Here is a 20,153-nt window from a genome sequence, read left to right as displayed (position 1 = left end):
AATCCTCCGTTCTATTGTTGACCCCATAGTTTGTTGATCTGTGTTACTGTCTGTTCGATTGCTTCTGTTAAAAAAGTGACGTGCCCCATTTTCCGTTTGTGCTTCGCCTCTTTTTTACCGTACAAGTATATCTTACCTTCGCGGAATAACGAAAGATTATTTAAAACAAGCGGCATATGTTCGCCTAAAACGTTGACCATCAGTCCAGGATGCAGCAGCGCTGGTTTCCCGAGCGGCAGATTGCATACGGCTCTGACGTGCTGCTCAAACTGATCCGTCTCGCAAAGATCAATTGTGTAATGACCGGAATTGTGCGGCCTTGGAGCAAGCTCATTTATAAATACTTCTCCATCTATCGTCACAAACATTTCAACGGCAAGGGTACCGACCAGGCTAAACGCTTTTGCAAGCTTATCTGCCTGTCTTCTTGCTTCTTCGGCAACCTCTTCCTGTATCCTTGCAGGCACAATGCTTTGATGAAGAATATTGTTTACGTGAATATTTTCTGCAATAGGGAAGAAGCTGATCTCTCCATCAGAGTTTCTGGCAGCAATCACCGAGATCTCTTTTTCAAAAGACACCCATTTTTCCAGAATACATGTACCGTTTTTTAATAGGTCTCGGGCTGCAGGTATATCGCTTTCCTGCCTGACCACAGCCTGCCCTTTACCATCGTAGCCACCTCTGCATGTTTTCAAAACACATGGATACTGAAGTTCGCTTACAGCAGAGGAAAGCTCTTCTTCCGTTTTAACAATCCTGTAGTCTGCAACTTTGCAGCCCGCGTCTGTAATCGCCTTTTTCTCTGTCTCACGATCTTGAGTTAAAGAGAGAAGCACAGAACCTTGAGGAAGGAAGGCATTCTCTTCAATCCACTTCAAAGCCTCGTAATCTATGTTTTCAAACTCGTAGGTTATCACATCACTAAGTTCAGCAAGCTTCTTTATCGCTGATAAATCATTATAAGAAGCGGTAATTTCATAGTCTGCAAGCTGTCCGCATGGTGAGTTCGGTGCAGGATCTAAAACTGCCACATCATATCCCATGCTTTTCGCAGCCACCGTCATCATTCTGCCAAGCTGTCCGCCGCCGATAATCCCAATCGTGGATCCTGGCAATATTGTTTTGTTAGACAAGCTCATCACTGCTTTCCAGAACGTTTTTTCTCGTTTGTTCGCGTCTTGTTTCCAGTGCTTCTGCGATCTCTTGGTTTGTAATCGATAAAATTTGTGCAGCAAGCAGCCCCGCGTTTACCGCACCAGCTTTTCCGATCGCAACTGTTGCAACCGGAACGCCTCCAGGCATTTGAACAATCGAAAGCAGGGAGTCCATGCCATTCAGCGCTTTTGACTGAACAGGCACTCCGATAACAGGGAGCGTTGTCTTCGCTGCTACCATGCCAGGCAAATGCGCGGCACCGCCGGCTCCTGCAATAATGACCTTTAACCCTCTATTTCTAGCATCTTCTGCGTATTCAAACATATAATCAGGTGTACGATGCGCCGAGACGACTTTTTTCTCGTAAGACACCTGCAGCTCATCTAAAATACCGCACGCATGCTTCATTGTTTCCCAATCAGACGTGCTTCCCATTATAATCCCAACCGCTGCTTCCATTCTATATCCCACCTTTTTTATCCATAAAAAAAGCCCAGCATGCATCGCTTCTCTATAAGAGAAAGCAATACAAACCGGGCATCAGAACATGTTAAAATCAAGCCGTTCCATGACAGGCTGAAAATTACTTTCCCTCATAGTCCAATAATTTACGGTTATCGGGTAGAAACTTTCGGGCCATATTCCCGACTTTATATGAGGTAAAATACATTCGTTTTTATATCCATGTTTATCATAACAGCACACTTGAGAAGTTGTCAACGCAAAATCGAACAATAATCCCTATCACGATAAAAATGTTCGTATTTAGATCAATTTCCCTTCAAAAACAATCTTTTTACCATAAGGTACCACTTCGATTGCACCATTTATCTTCTCTTCTTTAAAGATAGGCTCTTCCATTCTTCTTACAGGCATATAACCCTCTTTTTGCATACGGGAAAGACAGCTGTCAATGGTCTCGCCCTCCAGCACCTCAAACTTTCGCTTTTTAGGTTTTTTATCCGTCATACTTCAATCTTGCTCCTTCTTACAGCCTTCACCCAGAAACCGCCGTGTATGGTTTTCGGTTCAAACGCAATAATAAACGCCTTCGGATCAAGTTCCTTAATAGCTGCATATAAATTTAATTCGTATTTGCGCGGCGTGAGAATCTGCATTGCCAAACGGTCGCCCTCACGCCCATTTGCCATCCAGTCTGTCACACCATATCCGCGATCTCTTAAAATCGCAGGCAAATCCTTCTCACTTTCAGTAGAAATCACATTAACTGTAATATACCCAAGAGCAAGCTTCTCTTCAATTTTCATCCCGACGATAACACCAATCCCATACCCAATAGCATAGGCAATTAAGTTCTGAATCTCATTTAAATTATCCAACACCAGCCCAAGGCCAATGACATAAATAACAACCTCAATCGTACTGATAAAAGCAGCTAAATACCGCTGACCCTTTAACGTCAAAATCATGCGTATCGTAAAAAATGATACATAAACAATATTGATGAGCAAGATGATTAACACCATTGTTACACTATTTGAAAGCAATCGACTTCCTCCTAACCTTGTCATACCTCTTAATGAAGGTAACAGGTCATATCTTACTAAAGTTTGTGCAAAGACACAATGCCTTTTATATTGTGATTTCTTATCTATTTTTCTCATAAATCTATTAAGGAATGCAGCCAGGAAATTATATTTTTTTGCTGATGTGCGGAAAATCTGAACTTCAGCTTATTGGTCTTTTTTAGGGGAGGTACAGTTCGTGCGAAGTTTTTGTACGGGAGAATGAGGGTTTTGGCTCGTTAAAGTGCTTCAGCGCATAATAAACTTATTTTACAAAGTAAGATTTCGTGAGCGATTGCCGTGTTGGAGTTGAGCGTTTTTCTGCTTCTCAATTGATTCATTTGCCAAAGGAAGCTAGAATTGGCCATTTCCAGGATTATTTTGATTTTATTGGTGGTCTTCCGCCTATATTTTGAACATTATTTTACCAATACACAGGGTTTAGAACCTGTTATAAGAGCAGCTTTTCTATTCATTCTCACTCATAATCGATGGCGATCTTTCTAAATAGCAAACCTGCTTCCAGCCGCCATCCTTCTAACTATCCTTTAACATTTTATTTTTTACATACAAAAAAGAACAGCATCTCTGCTGTTCTTTTTATTTGCGTGCCTGGCAACGTCCTACTCTCACAGGGGGAAACCCCCAACTACCATCGGCGCTAAAGAGCTTAACTTCCGTGTTCGGCATGGGAACGGGTGTGACCTCTTTGCCATCGTCACCAGACAATATGCAATTGAAGAAAGAATGTTATTCTTTCAAAACTAAATAACGTATGATAACAAGTTTCACTCAGGTTTTACACTTTATTAGACTGTGGTTAAGTCCTCGAACGATTAGTATCTGTCAGCTCCACACGTCACCGTGCTTCCACCTCAGACCTATCAACCTGATCATCTTTCAGGGTTCTTACTCACTTGCGTGATGGGAAATCTCATCTTGAGGGGGGCTTCATGCTTAGATGCTTTCAGCACTTATCCCTTCCGCACATAGCTACCCAGCGATGCCTTTGGCAAGACAACTGGTACACCAGCGGTGCGTCCATCCCGGTCCTCTCGTACTAAGGACAGCTCCTCTCAAATTTCCTGCGCCCACGACGGATAGGGACCGAACTGTCTCACGACGTTCTGAACCCAGCTCGCGTACCGCTTTAATGGGCGAACAGCCCAACCCTTGGGACCGACTACAGCCCCAGGATGCGATGAGCCGACATCGAGGTGCCAAACCTCCCCGTCGATGTGGACTCTTGGGGGAGATAAGCCTGTTATCCCCGGGGTAGCTTTTATCCGTTGAGCGATGGCCCTTCCATGCGGAACCACCGGATCACTAAGCCCGACTTTCGTCCCTGCTCGACTTGTAGGTCTCGCAGTCAAGCTCCCTTGTGCCTTTACACTCTGCGAATGATTTCCAACCATTCTGAGGGAACCTTTGGGCGCCTCCGTTACATTTTAGGAGGCGACCGCCCCAGTCAAACTGCCCACCTGACACTGTCTCCCAGCCCGATCAGGGCTGTGGGTTAGAATTTCAATACAGCAAGGGTAGTATCCCACCAATGCCTCCACCGAAGCTGGCGCTCCGGCTTCCAAGGCTCCTACCTATCCTGTACAAGCTGTACCAAAATTCAATATCAGGCTACAGTAAAGCTCCACGGGGTCTTTCCGTCCTGTCGCGGGTAACCTGCATCTTCACAGGTACTATAATTTCACCGAGTCTCTCGTTGAGACAGTGCCCAGATCGTTACGCCTTTCGTGCGGGTCGGAACTTACCCGACAAGGAATTTCGCTACCTTAGGACCGTTATAGTTACGGCCGCCGTTTACTGGGGCTTCAATTCAAAGCTTCGCTTGCGCTAACCTCTCCTCTTAACCTTCCAGCACCGGGCAGGCGTCAGCCCCTATACTTCGCCTTGCGGCTTCGCAGAGACCTGTGTTTTTGCTAAACAGTCGCCTGGGCCTATTCACTGCGGCTTTTCAGGGCTATGAACCCTAAAAAGCACCCCTTCTCCCGAAGTTACGGGGTCATTTTGCCGAGTTCCTTAACGAGAGTTCTCTCGCTCACCTTAGGATTCTCTCCTCGCCTACCTGTGTCGGTTTGCGGTACGGGCACCTCTCACCTCGCTAGAGGCTTTTCTTGGCAGTGTGGAATCAGGAACTTCGGTACTAAATTTCCCTCGCCATCACAGCTCAGCCTTATATGAGAAGCGGATTTGCCTACTTCTCAGCCTAACTGCTTGGACGCGCATATCCAACAGCGCGCTTGCCCTATCCTCCTGCGTCCCCCCATTGCTCAAATGGTGAGGAGGTGGTACAGGAATATCAACCTGTTGTCCATCGCCTACGCCTTTCGGCCTCGGCTTAGGTCCCGACTAACCCTGAGCGGACGAGCCTTCCTCAGGAAACCTTAGGCATTCGGTGGAGGGGATTCTCACCCCTCTTTCGCTACTCATACCGGCATTCTCACTTCTAAGCGCTCCACCAGTCCTTACGGTCTAGCTTCAACGCCCTTAGAACGCTCTCCTACCACTGTTCGTAAGAACAGTCCACAGCTTCGGTGATACGTTTAGCCCCGGTACATTTTCGGCGCAGAGTCACTCGACCAGTGAGCTATTACGCACTCTTTAAATGGTGGCTGCTTCTAAGCCAACATCCTGGTTGTCTAAGCAACTCCACATCCTTTTCCACTTAACGTATACTTTGGGACCTTAGCTGGTGGTCTGGGCTGTTTCCCTCTTGACTACGGATCTTATCACTCGCAGTCTGACTCCCAAGGAGCAAGTCTTTGGCATTCGGAGTTTGACTGAATTCGGTAACCCGATGAGGGCCCCTAGTCCAATCAGTGCTCTACCTCCAAGACTCTCATACTTGAGGCTAGCCCTAAAGCTATTTCGGAGAGAACCAGCTATCTCCAGGTTCGATTGGAATTTCTCCGCTACCCACACCTCATCCCCGCACTTTTCAACGTGCGTGGGTTCGGGCCTCCATTCAGTGTTACCTGAACTTCACCCTGGACATGGGTAGATCACCTGGTTTCGGGTCTACGACCACGTACTAAAACGCCCTATTCAGACTCGCTTTCGCTGCGGCTCCGTCTCATCAACTTAACCTTGCACGGGATCGTAACTCGCCGGTTCATTCTACAAAAGGCACGCCATCACCCATTAACGGGCTCTGACTACTTGTAAGCACACGGTTTCAGGATCTTTTCACTCCCCTTCCGGGGTGCTTTTCACCTTTCCCTCACGGTACTGGTTCACTATCGGTCACTAGGGAGTATTTAGCCTTGGGAGATGGTCCTCCCTGCTTCCGACGGGATTTCTCGTGTCCCGCCGTACTCAGGATCCACTCTGGAGGGAACGAAGTTTCGACTACAGGGTTATTACCTTCTCTGACGGACCTTTCCAGGTCGCTTCATCTACCCCGTTCCTTTGTAACTCCGTATAGAGTGTCCTACAACCCCAAGAGGCAAGCCTCTTGGTTTGGGCTAATTCCGTTTCGCTCGCCGCTACTTGGGAAATCGCGTTTGCTTTCTCTTCCTCCGGGTACTTAGATGTTTCAGTTCCCCGGGTCTGCCTTCATTATCCTATGTATTCAGATAAAGATACTGTTCCATTACGAACAGTGGGTTTCCCCATTCGGAAATCTCTGGATCAAAGCTTACTTACAGCTCCCCAAAGCATATCGGTGTTAGTCCCGTCCTTCATCGGCTCCTAGTGCCAAGGCATCCACCGTGCGCCCTTCATAACTTAACCTAAATGGTCAACCGCATCATAAGATGCGTTTCGCATTTCGTTGTTTGTTTAGACATAAATGTCTAGAAAATCACTAATTATGGTAAGCGTAAATCTCAGTGAATTACTTGTTATCAATTACGTTATCTAGTTTTCAAAGAACAACCGACAAACCGGATGATTTGTCTTCTATCATAGAGAGAATGATCTCTCAAAACTAAACAAAAACCAAAAGCGTCCTCATATCTTCCTTAGAAAGGAGGTGATCCAGCCGCACCTTCCGATACGGCTACCTTGTTACGACTTCACCCCAATCATCTACCCCACCTTAGGCGGCTGGCTCCTTGCGGTTACCCCACCGACTTCGGGTGTTGCAAACTCTCGTGGTGTGACGGGCGGTGTGTACAAGGCCCGGGAACGTATTCACCGCGGCATGCTGATCCGCGATTACTAGCGATTCCAGCTTCATGCAGGCGAGTTGCAGCCTGCAATCCGAACTGAGAATGGTTTTATGGGATTGGCTAAACCTCGCGGTCTCGCAGCCCTTTGTACCATCCATTGTAGCACGTGTGTAGCCCAGGTCATAAGGGGCATGATGATTTGACGTCATCCCCACCTTCCTCCGGTTTGTCACCGGCAGTCACCTTAGAGTGCCCAACTAAATGCTGGCAACTAAGATCAAGGGTTGCGCTCGTTGCGGGACTTAACCCAACATCTCACGACACGAGCTGACGACAACCATGCACCACCTGTCACTTTGTCCCCCGAAGGGGAACCTTCTATCTCTAGAAGTGGCAAAGGATGTCAAGACCTGGTAAGGTTCTTCGCGTTGCTTCGAATTAAACCACATGCTCCACCGCTTGTGCGGGCCCCCGTCAATTCCTTTGAGTTTCAGTCTTGCGACCGTACTCCCCAGGCGGAGTGCTTAATGCGTTAGCTGCAGCACTAAAGGGCGGAAACCCTCTAACACTTAGCACTCATCGTTTACGGCGTGGACTACCAGGGTATCTAATCCTGTTCGCTCCCCACGCTTTCGCGCCTCAGCGTCAGTTACAGACCAGAGAGTCGCCTTCGCCACTGGTGTTCCTCCACATCTCTACGCATTTCACCGCTACACGTGGAATTCCACTCTCCTCTTCTGCACTCAAGTTTCCCAGTTTCCAATGACCCTCCCCGGTTGAGCCGGGGGCTTTCACATCAGACTTAAGAAACCGCCTGCGCGCGCTTTACGCCCAATAATTCCGGACAACGCTTGCCACCTACGTATTACCGCGGCTGCTGGCACGTAGTTAGCCGTGGCTTTCTGGTTAGGTACCGTCAAGGTGCGAGCAGTTACTCTCGCACTTGTTCTTCCCTAACAACAGAGTTTTACGATCCGAAAACCTTCATCACTCACGCGGCGTTGCTCCGTCAGACTTTCGTCCATTGCGGAAGATTCCCTACTGCTGCCTCCCGTAGGAGTCTGGGCCGTGTCTCAGTCCCAGTGTGGCCGATCACCCTCTCAGGTCGGCTACGCATCGTTGCCTTGGTGAGCCATTACCTCACCAACTAGCTAATGCGCCGCGGGCCCATCTGTAAGTGACAGCCGAAACCGTCTTTCCAACTTGAACCATGCGGTTCAAGATACTATCCGGTATTAGCTCCGGTTTCCCGGAGTTATCCCAGTCTTACAGGCAGGTTGCCCACGTGTTACTCACCCGTCCGCCGCTAACCTCCGAAGAGGTCCGCTCGACTTGCATGTATTAGGCACGCCGCCAGCGTTCGTCCTGAGCCAGGATCAAACTCTCCGAAGAAAATTTGTGACTCAATTTGTTGCTGACTTCAAAAATTTAAAACGTTTGGTACGCTTTTGGTTTTGTTTAGTTTTCAAAGATCATTTGCTTCAAGTGCAACTTTTCAATCATAATATACTAGATTGATAAAGTCAACAACTTTTTTTAAAAAATAGCTTAGCGGATTGAACCGCAGATCACTTACAGCAGAGGCTGCTCACAATCATTGCTACAGCCTGGCAACGTCCTACTCTCACAGGGGGAAACCCCCAACTACCATCGGCGCTAAAGAGCTTAACTTCCGTGTTCGGCATGGGAACGGGTGTGACCTCTTTGCCATCATCACCAGACAATATGCAATTGATAAGAAAGAATGTTATTCTTTCAAAACTAAATAACGTATGATAACAAGTTTCACTCAGGTTTTACACTTTATTAGACTGTGGTTAAGTCCTCGAACGATTAGTATCTGTCAGCTCCACACGTCACCGCGCTTCCACCTCAGACCTATCAACCTGATCATCTTTCAGGGTTCTTACTCACTAATGTGATGGGAAATCTCATCTTGAGGGGGGCTTCATGCTTAGATGCTTTCAGCACTTATCCCTTCCGCACATAGCTACCCAGCGATGCCTTTGGCAAGACAACTGGTACACCAGCGGTGCGTCCATCCCGGTCCTCTCGTACTAAGGACAGCTCCTCTCAAATTTCCTGCGCCCACGACGGATAGGGACCGAACTGTCTCACGACGTTCTGAACCCAGCTCGCGTACCGCTTTAATGGGCGAACAGCCCAACCCTTGGGACCGACTACAGCCCCAGGATGCGATGAGCCGACATCGAGGTGCCAAACCTCCCCGTCGATGTGGACTCTTGGGGGAGATAAGCCTGTTATCCCCGGGGTAGCTTTTATCCGTTGAGCGATGGCCCTTCCATGCGGAACCACCGGATCACTAAGCCCGACTTTCGTCCCTGCTCGACTTGTAGGTCTCGCAGTCAAGCTCCCTTGTGCCTTTACACTCTGCGAATGATTTCCAACCATTCTGAGGGAACCTTTGGGCGCCTCCGTTACATTTTAGGAGGCGACCGCCCCAGTCAAACTGCCCACCTGACACTGTCTCCCAGCCCGATCAGGGCTGTGGGTTAGAATTTCAATACAGCAAGGGTAGTATCCCACCAATGCCTCCACCGAAGCTGGCGCTCCGGCTTCCAAGGCTCCTACCTATCCTGTACAAGCTGTACCAAAATTCAATATCAGGCTACAGTAAAGCTCCACGGGGTCTTTCCGTCCTGTCGCGGGTAACCTGCATCTTCACAGGTACTATAATTTCACCGAGTCTCTCGTTGAGACAGTGCCCAGATCGTTACGCCTTTCGTGCGGGTCGGAACTTACCCGACAAGGAATTTCGCTACCTTAGGACCGTTATAGTTACGGCCGCCGTTTACTGGGGCTTCAATTCAAAGCTTCGCTTGCGCTAACCTCTCCTCTTAACCTTCCAGCACCGGGCAGGCGTCAGCCCCTATACTTCGCCTTGCGGCTTCGCAGAGACCTGTGTTTTTGCTAAACAGTCGCCTGGGCCTATTCACTGCGGCTTTTCAGGGCTATGAACCCTAAAAAGCACCCCTTCTCCCGAAGTTACGGGGTCATTTTGCCGAGTTCCTTAACGAGAGTTCTCTCGCTCACCTTAGGATTCTCTCCTCGCCTACCTGTGTCGGTTTGCGGTACGGGCACCTCTCACCTCGCTAGAGGCTTTTCTTGGCAGTGTGGAATCAGGAACTTCGGTACTAAATTTCCCTCGCCATCACAGCTCAGCCTTATATGAGAAGCGGATTTGCCTACTTCTCAGCCTAACTGCTTGGACGCGCATATCCAACAGCGCGCTTGCCCTATCCTCCTGCGTCCCCCCATTGCTCAAATGGTGAGGAGGTGGTACAGGAATATCAACCTGTTGTCCATCGCCTACGCCTTTCGGCCTCGGCTTAGGTCCCGACTAACCCTGAGCGGACGAGCCTTCCTCAGGAAACCTTAGGCATTCGGTGGAGGGGATTCTCACCCCTCTTTCGCTACTCATACCGGCATTCTCACTTCTAAGCGCTCCACCAGTCCTTACGGTCTAGCTTCAACGCCCTTAGAACGCTCTCCTACCACTGTTCATAAGAACAGTCCACAGCTTCGGTGATACGTTTAGCCCCGGTACATTTTCGGCGCAGAGTCACTCGACCAGTGAGCTATTACGCACTCTTTAAATGGTGGCTGCTTCTAAGCCAACATCCTGGTTGTCTAAGCAACTCCACATCCTTTTCCACTTAACGTATACTTTGGGACCTTAGCTGGTGGTCTGGGCTGTTTCCCTCTTGACTACGGATCTTATCACTCGCAGTCTGACTCCCAAGGAGCAAGTCTTTGGCATTCGGAGTTTGACTGAATTCGGTAACCCGATGAGGGCCCCTAGTCCAATCAGTGCTCTACCTCCAAGACTCTCATACTTGAGGCTAGCCCTAAAGCTATTTCGGAGAGAACCAGCTATCTCCAGGTTCGATTGGAATTTCTCCGCTACCCACACCTCATCCCCGCACTTTTCAACGTGCGTGGGTTCGGGCCTCCATTCAGTGTTACCTGAACTTCACCCTGGACATGGGTAGATCACCTGGTTTCGGGTCTACGACCACGTACTAAAACGCCCTATTCAGACTCGCTTTCGCTGCGGCTCCGTCTCATCAACTTAACCTTGCACGGGATCGTAACTCGCCGGTTCATTCTACAAAAGGCACGCCATCACCCATTAACGGGCTCTGACTACTTGTAAGCACACGGTTTCAGGATCTTTTCACTCCCCTTCCGGGGTGCTTTTCACCTTTCCCTCACGGTACTGGTTCACTATCGGTCACTAGGGAGTATTTAGCCTTGGGAGATGGTCCTCCCTGCTTCCGACGGGATTTCTCGTGTCCCGCCGTACTCAGGATCCACTCTGGAGGGAACGAAGTTTCGACTACAGGGTTATTACCTTCTCTGACGGACCTTTCCAGGTCGCTTCATCTACCCCGTTCCTTTGTAACTCCGTATAGAGTGTCCTACAACCCCAAGAGGCAAGCCTCTTGGTTTGGGCTAATTCCGTTTCGCTCGCCGCTACTTGGGAAATCGCGTTTGCTTTCTCTTCCTCCGGGTACTTAGATGTTTCAGTTCCCCGGGTCTGCCTTCATTATCCTATGTATTCAGATAAAGATACTGTCCCATTACGAACAGTGGGTTTCCCCATTCGGAAATCTCTGGATCAAAGCTTACTTACAGCTCCCCAAAGCATATCGGTGTTAGTCCCGTCCTTCATCGGCTCCTAGTGCCAAGGCATCCACCGTGCGCCCTTCATAACTTAACCTAAATGGTCAACCGCATCATAAGATGCGTTTCGCATTTCGTTGTTTGTTTAGACATAAATGTCTAGAAAATCACTAATTATGGTAAGCGTAAATCTCAGTGAATTACTTGTTATCAATTACGTTATCTAGTTTTCAAAGAACAACCGACAAATCGGATGATTTGTCTTCTATCATAGAGAGAATGATCTCTCAAAACTAAACAAAAACCAAAAGCGTCCTCATATCTTCCTTAGAAAGGAGGTGATCCAGCCGCACCTTCCGATACGGCTACCTTGTTACGACTTCACCCCAATCATCTACCCCACCTTAGGCGGCTGGCTCCTTGCGGTTACCCCACCGACTTCGGGTGTTGCAAACTCTCGTGGTGTGACGGGCGGTGTGTACAAGGCCCGGGAACGTATTCACCGCGGCATGCTGATCCGCGATTACTAGCGATTCCAGCTTCATGCAGGCGAGTTGCAGCCTGCAATCCGAACTGAGAATGGTTTTATGGGATTGGCTAAACCTCGCGGTCTCGCAGCCCTTTGTACCATCCATTGTAGCACGTGTGTAGCCCAGGTCATAAGGGGCATGATGATTTGACGTCATCCCCACCTTCCTCCGGTTTGTCACCGGCAGTCACCTTAGAGTGCCCAACTAAATGCTGGCAACTAAGATCAAGGGTTGCGCTCGTTGCGGGACTTAACCCAACATCTCACGACACGAGCTGACGACAACCATGCACCACCTGTCACTTTGTCCCCCGAAGGGGAACCTTCTATCTCTAGAAGTGGCAAAGGATGTCAAGACCTGGTAAGGTTCTTCGCGTTGCTTCGAATTAAACCACATGCTCCACCGCTTGTGCGGGCCCCCGTCAATTCCTTTGAGTTTCAGTCTTGCGACCGTACTCCCCAGGCGGAGTGCTTAATGCGTTAGCTGCAGCACTAAAGGGCGGAAACCCTCTAACACTTAGCACTCATCGTTTACGGCGTGGACTACCAGGGTATCTAATCCTGTTCGCTCCCCACGCTTTCGCGCCTCAGCGTCAGTTACAGACCAGAGAGTCGCCTTCGCCACTGGTGTTCCTCCACATCTCTACGCATTTCACCGCTACACGTGGAATTCCACTCTCCTCTTCTGCACTCAAGTTTCCCAGTTTCCAATGACCCTCCCCGGTTGAGCCGGGGGCTTTCACATCAGACTTAAGAAACCGCCTGCGCGCGCTTTACGCCCAATAATTCCGGACAACGCTTGCCACCTACGTATTACCGCGGCTGCTGGCACGTAGTTAGCCGTGGCTTTCTGGTTAGGTACCGTCAAGGTGCGAGCAGTTACTCTCGCACTTGTTCTTCCCTAACAACAGAGTTTTACGATCCGAAAACCTTCATCACTCACGCGGCGTTGCTCCGTCAGACTTTCGTCCATTGCGGAAGATTCCCTACTGCTGCCTCCCGTAGGAGTCTGGGCCGTGTCTCAGTCCCAGTGTGGCCGATCACCCTCTCAGGTCGGCTACGCATCGTTGCCTTGGTGAGCCATTACCTCACCAACTAGCTAATGCGCCGCGGGCCCATCTGTAAGTGACAGCCGAAACCGTCTTTCCAACTTGAACCATGCGGTTCAAGATACTATCCGGTATTAGCTCCGGTTTCCCGGAGTTATCCCAGTCTTACAGGCAGGTTGCCCACGTGTTACTCACCCGTCCGCCGCTAACCTCCGAAGAGGTCCGCTCGACTTGCATGTATTAGGCACGCCGCCAGCGTTCGTCCTGAGCCAGGATCAAACTCTCCGAAGAAAATTTGTGACTCAATTTGTTGCTGACTTCAAAAATTTAAAACGTTTGGTACGCTTTTGGTTTTGTTTAGTTTTCAAAGATCATTTGCTTCAAGTGCAACTTTTCAATCATAATATACTAGATTGATAAAGTCAACAACTTTTTTTAAAAAAATAGCTTAGCGGATTGAACCGCAGATCACTTACAGCAGAGGCTGCTCACAATCATTGCTACAGCCTGGCAACGTCCTACTCTCACAGGGGGAAACCCCCAACTACCATCGGCGCTAAAGAGCTTAACTTCCGTGTTCGGCATGGGAACGGGTGTGACCTCTTTGCCATCATCACCAGACAATATGCAATTGATAAGAAAGAATGTTATTCTTTCAAAACTAAATAACGTTTGATAACAAGTTTCACTCAGGTTTTACACTTTATTAGACTGTGGTTAAGTCCTCGAACGATTAGTATCTGTCAGCTCCACACGTCACCGCGCTTCCACCTCAGACCTATCAACCTGATCATCTTTCAGGGTTCTTACTCACTAATGTGATGGGAAATCTCATCTTGAGGGGGGCTTCATGCTTAGATGCTTTCAGCACTTATCCCTTCCGCACATAGCTACCCAGCGATGCCTTTGGCAAGACAACTGGTACACCAGCGGTGCGTCCATCCCGGTCCTCTCGTACTAAGGACAGCTCCTCTCAAATTTCCTGCGCCCACGACGGATAGGGACCGAACTGTCTCACGACGTTCTGAACCCAGCTCGCGTACCGCTTTAATGGGCGAACAGCCCAACCCTTGGGACCGACTACAGCCCCAGGATGCGATGAGCCGACATCGAGGTGCCAAACCTCCCCGTCGATGTGGACTCTTGGGGGAGATAAGCCTGTTATCCCCGGGGTAGCTTTTATCCGTTGAGCGATGGCCCTTCCATGCGGAACCACCGGATCACTAAGCCCGACTTTCGTCCCTGCTCGACTTGTAGGTCTCGCAGTCAAGCTCCCTTGTGCCTTTACACTCTGCGAATGATTTCCAACCATTCTGAGGGAACCTTTGGGCGCCTCCGTTACATTTTAGGAGGCGACCGCCCCAGTCAAACTGCCCACCTGACACTGTCTCCCAGCCCGATCAGGGCTGTGGGTTAGAATTTCAATACAGCAAGGGTAGTATCCCACCAATGCCTCCACCGAAGCTGGCGCTCCGGTTTCCAAGGCTCCTACCTATCCTGTACAAGCTGTACCAAAATTCAATATCAGGCTACAGTAAAGCTCCACGGGGTCTTTCCGTCCTGTCGCGGGTAACCTGCATCTTCACAGGTACTATAATTTCACCGAGTCTCTCGTTGAGACAGTGCCCAGATCGTTACGCCTTTCGTGCGGGTCGGAACTTACCCGACAAGGAATTTCGCTACCTTAGGACCGTTATAGTTACGGCCGCCGTTTACTGGGGCTTCAATTCAAAGCTTCGCTTGCGCTAACCTCTCCTCTTAACCTTCCAGCACCGGGCAGGCGTCAGCCCCTATACTTCGCCTTGCGGCTTCGCAGAGACCTGTGTTTTTGCTAAACAGTCGCCTGGGCCTATTCACTGCGGCTTTTCAGGGCTATGAACCCTAAAAAGCACCCCTTCTCCCGAAGTTACGGGGTCATTTTGCCGAGTTCCTTAACGAGAGTTCTCTCGCTCACCTTAGGATTCTCTCCTCGCCTACCTGTGTCGGTTTGCGGTACGGGCACCTCTCACCTCGCTAGAGGCTTTTCTTGGCAGTGTGGAATCAGGAACTTCGGTACTAAATTTCCCTCGCCATCACAGCTCAGCCTTATATGAGAAGCGGATTTGCCTACTTCTCAGCCTAACTGCTTGGACGCGCATATCCAACAGCGCGCTTGCCCTATCCTCCTGCGTCCCCCCATTGCTCAAATGGTGAGGAGGTGGTACAGGAATATCAACCTGTTGTCCATCGCCTACGCCTTTCGGCCTCGGCTTAGGTCCCGACTAACCCTGAGCGGACGAGCCTTCCTCAGGAAACCTTAGGCATTCGGTGGAGGGGATTCTCACCCCTCTTTCGCTACTCATACCGGCATTCTCACTTCTAAGCGCTCCACCAGTCCTTACGGTCTAGCTTCAACGCCCTTAGAACGCTCTCCTACCACTGTTCGTAAGAACAGTCCACAGCTTCGGTGATACGTTTAGCCCCGGTACATTTTCGGCGCAGAGTCACTCGACCAGTGAGCTATTACGCACTCTTTAAATGGTGGCTGCTTCTAAGCCAACATCCTGGTTGTCTAAGCAACTCCACATCCTTTTCCACTTAACGTATACTTTGGGACCTTAGCTGGTGGTCTGGGCTGTTTCCCTCTTGACTACGGATCTTATCACTCGCAGTCTGACTCCCAAGGAGCAAGTCTTTGGCATTCGGAGTTTGACTGAATTCGGTAACCCGATGAGGGCCCCTAGTCCAATCAGTGCTCTACCTCCAAGACTCTCATACTTGAGGCTAGCCCTAAAGCTATTTCGGAGAGAACCAGCTATCTCCAGGTTCGATTGGAATTTCTCCGCTACCCACACCTCATCCCCGCACTTTTCAACGTGCGTGGGTTCGGGCCTCCATTCAGTGTTACCTGAACTTCACCCTGGACATGGGTAGATCACCTGGTTTCGGGTCTACGACCACGTACTAAAACGCCCTATTCAGACTCGCTTTCGCTGCGGCTCCGTCTCATCAACTTAACCTTGCACGGGATCGTAACTCGCCGGTTCATTCTACAAAAGGCACGCCATCACCCATTAACGGGCTCTGACTACTTGTAAGCACACGGTTTCAGGATCTTTTCACTCCCCTTCCGGGGTGCTTTTCACCTTTCCCTCACGGTACTGGTTCACTATCGGTCACTAGGGAGTATTTAGCCTTGGGAGATGGTCCTCCCTGCTTCCGACGGGATTTCTCGTGTCCCGCCGTACTCAGGATCCACTCTGGAGGGAACGAAGTTTCGACTACAGGGTTATTACCTTCTCTGACGGACCTTTCCAGGTCGCTTCATCTACCCCGTTCCTTTGTAACTCCGTATAGAGTGTCCTACAACCCCAAGAGGCAAGCCTCTTGGTTTGGGCTAATTCCGTTTCGCTCGCCGCTACTTGGGAAATCGCGTTTGCTTTCTCTTCCTCCGGGTACTTAGATGTTTCAGTTCCCCGGGTCTGCCTTCATTATCCTATGTATTCAGATAAAGATACTGTTCCATTACGAACAGTGGGTTTCCCCATTCGGAAATCTCTGGATCAAAGCTTACTTACAGCTCCCCAAAGCATATCGGTGTTAGTCCCGTCCTTCATCGGCTCCTAGTGCCAAGGCATCCACCGTGCGCCCTTCATAACTTAACCTAAATGGTCAACCGCATCATAAGATGCGTTTCGCATTTCGTTGTTTGTTTAGACATAAATGTCTAGAAAATCACTAATTATGGTAAGCGTAAATCTCAGTGAATTACTTGTTATCAATTACGTTATCTAGTTTTCAAAGAACAACCGACAAATCGGATGATTTGTCTTTTATCATAGAGAGAATGATCTCTCAAAACTAAACAAAAACCAAAAGCGTCCTCATATCTTCCTTAGAAAGGAGGTGATCCAGCCGCACCTTCCGATACGGCTACCTTGTTACGACTTCACCCCAATCATCTACCCCACCTTAGGCGGCTGGCTCCTTGCGGTTACCCCACCGACTTCGGGTGTTGCAAACTCTCGTGGTGTGACGGGCGGTGTGTACAAGGCCCGGGAACGTATTCACCGCGGCATGCTGATCCGCGATTACTAGCGATTCCAGCTTCATGCAGGCGAGTTGCAGCCTGCAATCCGAACTGAGAATGGTTTTATGGGATTGGCTAAACCTCGCGGTCTCGCAGCCCTTTGTACCATCCATTGTAGCACGTGTGTAGCCCAGGTCATAAGGGGCATGATGATTTGACGTCATCCCCACCTTCCTCCGGTTTGTCACCGGCAGTCACCTTAGAGTGCCCAACTGAATGCTGGCAACTAAGATCAAGGGTTGCGCTCGTTGCGGGACTTAACCCAACATCTCACGACACGAGCTGACGACAACCATGCACCACCTGTCACTTTGTCCCCCGAAGGGGAACCTTCTATCTCTAGAAGTGGCAAAGGATGTCAAGACCTGGTAAGGTTCTTCGCGTTGCTTCGAATTAAACCACATGCTCCACCGCTTGTGCGGGCCCCCGTCAATTCCTTTGAGTTTCAGTCTTGCGACCGTACTCCCCAGGCGGAGTGCTTAATGCGTTAGCTGCAGCACTAAAGGGCGGAAACCCTCTAACACTTAGCACTCATCGTTTACGGCGTGGACTACCAGGGTATCTAATCCTGTTCGCTCCCCACGCTTTCGCGCCTCAGCGTCAGTTACAGACCAGAGAGTCGCCTTCGCCACTGGTGTTCCTCCACATCTCTACGCATTTCACCGCTACACGTGGAATTCCACTCTCCTCTTCTGCACTCAAGTTTCCCAGTTTCCAATGACCCTCCCCGGTTGAGCCGGGGGCTTTCACATCAGACTTAAGAAACCGCCTGCGCGCGCTTTACGCCCAATAATTCCGGACAACGCTTGCCACCTACGTATTACCGCGGCTGCTGGCACGTAGTTAGCCGTGGCTTTCTGGTTAGGTACCGTCAAGGTGCGAGCAGTTACTCTCGCACTTGTTCTTCCCTAACAACAGAGTTTTACGATCCGAAAACCTTCATCACTCACGCGGCGTTGCTCCGTCAGACTTTCGTCCATTGCGGAAGATTCCCTACTGCTGCCTCCCGTAGGAGTCTGGGCCGTGTCTCAGTCCCAGTGTGGCCGATCACCCTCTCAGGTCGGCTACGCATCGTTGCCTTGGTGAGCCATTACCTCACCAACTAGCTAATGCGCCGCGGGCCCATCTGTAAGTGACAGCCGAAACCGTCTTTCCAACTTGAACCATGCGGTTCAAGATACTATCCGGTATTAGCTCCGGTTTCCCGGAGTTATCCCAGTCTTACAGGCAGGTTGCCCACGTGTTACTCACCCGTCCGCCGCTAACCTCCGAAGAGGTCCGCTCGACTTGCATGTATTAGGCACGCCGCCAGCGTTCGTCCTGAGCCAGGATCAAACTCTCCGAAGAAAATTTGTGACTCAATTTGTTGCTGACTTCAAAAATTTAAAACGTTTGGTACGCTTTTGGTTTTGTTTAGTTTTCAAAGATCATTTGCATCAAGTGTAACTTTCCAATCATAATATACTAGATTGATAAAGTCAACAACTTTTTTTCATTTCACATTGTCGTTTGTTTGCGACAACAGCTATTAATATACCACGATAACTTAAGAGAGTCAACGTTTTTTTAAAAGGCCATTTATTTATCTGCAAGGCGCTCTTAAAAGGCACAAGAGATAGAATACCAATCTATTAAGCTAAAGTCAACAAAAAAAAAGAGATGCCGGAGCACCTCTTTTTTTTATCTATTATTATCCTGCCAAAAAGACGAAGTAGAGAATGAAGATGACGAACAATCCATACATAATTGGATGAATCTCTTTTGCTTTTCCTTTTACAATCATTGTCACCGGATAGAAGATGAACCCGATAGCAATTCCAGTTGCGATGCTGTACGTTAACGGCATTGCGATTATTGTCAAGAAAGCCGGAACAGCCATTTCAAATCGGTTCCAGTCAATTTTCCCAAGGGAAGAAACCATGAGAATACCTACTATAATTAATGCAGGAGCTGTAACTGGCGCTGTGATGACACTCAGCAGCGGCGAGAAGAACAGAGCAAGCAAGAACAGAGCAGCTGTTACGACAGAAGCAAATCCTGTTCTCGCCCCTGCTGCTACACCCGCAGAAGATTCAATATAAGATGTAGTAGTAGATGTACCTAAGATAGATCCAATTACTGTTGCTGCTGAATCGGCAAATAATGCTTTGCTGGCTCTTGGCAGCTTGTTTTCTTTAATAAGACCAGCCTGATTGGCAACAGCTACAAGAGTTCCAGCGGTGTCAAAGAAATCCGCAAACAGGAATGTCAGAATGACCACAAGCATTTGAAGCGTTAGCAGCTGATCAAGATTTTGGAACGCTGCGCCAAACGTTGGCTCAAGACTTGGAACAGCTCCTACTACTTGAGTCGGCACATCAATTAATTGAAAGATCATGCCCATAATAGCTGTTAGGATCATTCCATAGAAGATTCCGCCATTAATGCGTTTAACCATAAAGATGACTGTGATGAAAACCCCGAAAATAGCAAGAAGTGCATTTCCGTCTTTTAGATTCCCAAGACCCACTAACACCGCATCATTATTTGTGATGATGCCTGCATTTTGAAAGCCGACAAAAGTGATGAATAATCCGATACCCGCTCCAACTGCGTGTTTCAATTCTTCCGGAATGGAGTTGATAATTTTTTCACGAAGACCTGAAGTTGTTAAAACAATGAAGATCAACCCGGAAACAAGCACCCCTGATAGGGCAGTCTGCCAAGGAATACCCATCGTAAGTACAACAGTGAAGGCAAAGAAAGCATTTAATCCCATACCCGGCGCGAGTGCAATCGGATATCTGGCTATCAGCCCCATCAGCAGAGACCCAATTGCAGCTGCAAGAGCTGTAGCTGTAAATACGGCACCTTGATCCATTCTAAGCTCATTAGGGAAATCAGGCACTGACGCAAGGGATAATGTCAGCGGATTGACAAATAAGATATATGCCATGGACAGGAAGGTTGTTAACCCGCCAATAATCTCGCGGCGGTAATTGGTGCCCAGCTCCTCAAATTGAAAATACTTCTTCATCTAAAATCCTCCTAATATCTTAAACGCCGTTT

5 protein-coding genes, 9 rRNA genes and 1 riboswitch are annotated in these 20,153 nt (G+C 49.1%); all 14 genes read right to left on the bottom strand.

Annotated elements, in window-relative coordinates:
- Positions 1-11: 11 nt before the first annotated feature.
- The 14 genes from purK to K8L98_RS01705 all read right to left on the bottom strand — a co-directional run bounded on the left by purK (position 12) and on the right by K8L98_RS01705 (position 20,121).
- Positions 12-1,142 carry a 5-(carboxyamino)imidazole ribonucleotide synthase gene (purK, locus tag K8L98_RS01770; protein ID WP_240549808.1) on the bottom strand — a complete coding sequence of 377 codons (1,131 nt, stop codon included), beginning with the start codon at positions 1,140-1,142 and terminating at the stop codon, positions 12-14.
- Positions 1,129-1,617: a 5-(carboxyamino)imidazole ribonucleotide mutase gene (purE, locus tag K8L98_RS01765; protein WP_223439067.1), complete on the bottom strand. Its 489-nt coding sequence runs from the start codon at positions 1,615-1,617 to the stop codon at positions 1,129-1,131. The genes purK and purE overlap by 14 nt, the downstream gene beginning before the upstream one ends.
- Before the next feature lie 117 nt (positions 1,618-1,734).
- Positions 1,735-1,836, bottom strand: a riboswitch (purine riboswitch).
- Between the two features lie 87 nt (positions 1,837-1,923).
- Positions 1,924-2,127, bottom strand: a complete 204-nt coding sequence (locus K8L98_RS01760) for an NETI motif-containing protein (RefSeq protein ID WP_223439066.1) — start codon at positions 2,125-2,127, stop codon at positions 1,924-1,926.
- Positions 2,124-2,666, bottom strand: a complete 543-nt coding sequence (locus K8L98_RS01755; protein ID WP_240549807.1) for a DUF2179 domain-containing protein — start codon at positions 2,664-2,666, stop codon at positions 2,124-2,126. Before K8L98_RS01755 ends, K8L98_RS01760 begins: the two co-directional genes overlap by 4 nt.
- A 628-nt stretch (positions 2,667-3,294) precedes the next feature.
- Positions 3,295-3,410 (bottom strand): 5S ribosomal RNA (gene rrf / locus K8L98_RS01750).
- 90 nt (positions 3,411-3,500) lie between these two features.
- Positions 3,501-6,431, bottom strand: a 23S ribosomal RNA gene (locus K8L98_RS01745).
- Between the two features lie 234 nt (positions 6,432-6,665).
- Positions 6,666-8,203: ribosomal RNA gene (locus K8L98_RS01740) — 16S ribosomal RNA — on the bottom strand.
- Positions 8,204-8,416: 213 nt separating this feature from the next.
- Positions 8,417-8,532: ribosomal RNA gene (gene rrf / locus K8L98_RS01735) — 5S ribosomal RNA — on the bottom strand.
- Between the two features lie 92 nt (positions 8,533-8,624).
- A 23S ribosomal RNA gene (locus tag K8L98_RS01730) occupies positions 8,625-11,555 on the bottom strand.
- 234 nt (positions 11,556-11,789) lie between these two features.
- Positions 11,790-13,327, bottom strand: a 16S ribosomal RNA gene (locus tag K8L98_RS01725).
- A gap of 214 nt (positions 13,328-13,541) precedes the next feature.
- A 5S ribosomal RNA gene (gene rrf / locus K8L98_RS01720) occupies positions 13,542-13,657 on the bottom strand.
- A 92-nt stretch (positions 13,658-13,749) separates the two neighbouring features.
- A 23S ribosomal RNA gene (locus K8L98_RS01715) occupies positions 13,750-16,680 on the bottom strand.
- Positions 16,681-16,914: 234 nt separating this feature from the next.
- A 16S ribosomal RNA gene (locus tag K8L98_RS01710) occupies positions 16,915-18,452 on the bottom strand.
- Together the 16S, 23S and 5S rRNA genes form the textbook arrangement of a ribosomal RNA operon.
- A 343-nt stretch (positions 18,453-18,795) precedes the next feature.
- Positions 18,796-20,121 carry an NCS2 family permease gene (locus tag K8L98_RS01705; RefSeq protein WP_223439065.1) on the bottom strand — a complete coding sequence of 442 codons (1,326 nt, stop codon included), beginning with the start codon at positions 20,119-20,121 and terminating at the stop codon, positions 18,796-18,798.
- Positions 20,122-20,153 lie beyond the last annotated feature (32 nt).

The sequence above is a fragment of the Metabacillus dongyingensis genome, from assembly GCF_019933155.2.
Taxonomy (GTDB): Bacteria; Bacillota; Bacilli; order Bacillales; family Bacillaceae; genus Bacillus_P; species Bacillus_P dongyingensis.
This window is presented reverse-complemented; position numbering and strand designations above follow the sequence as displayed.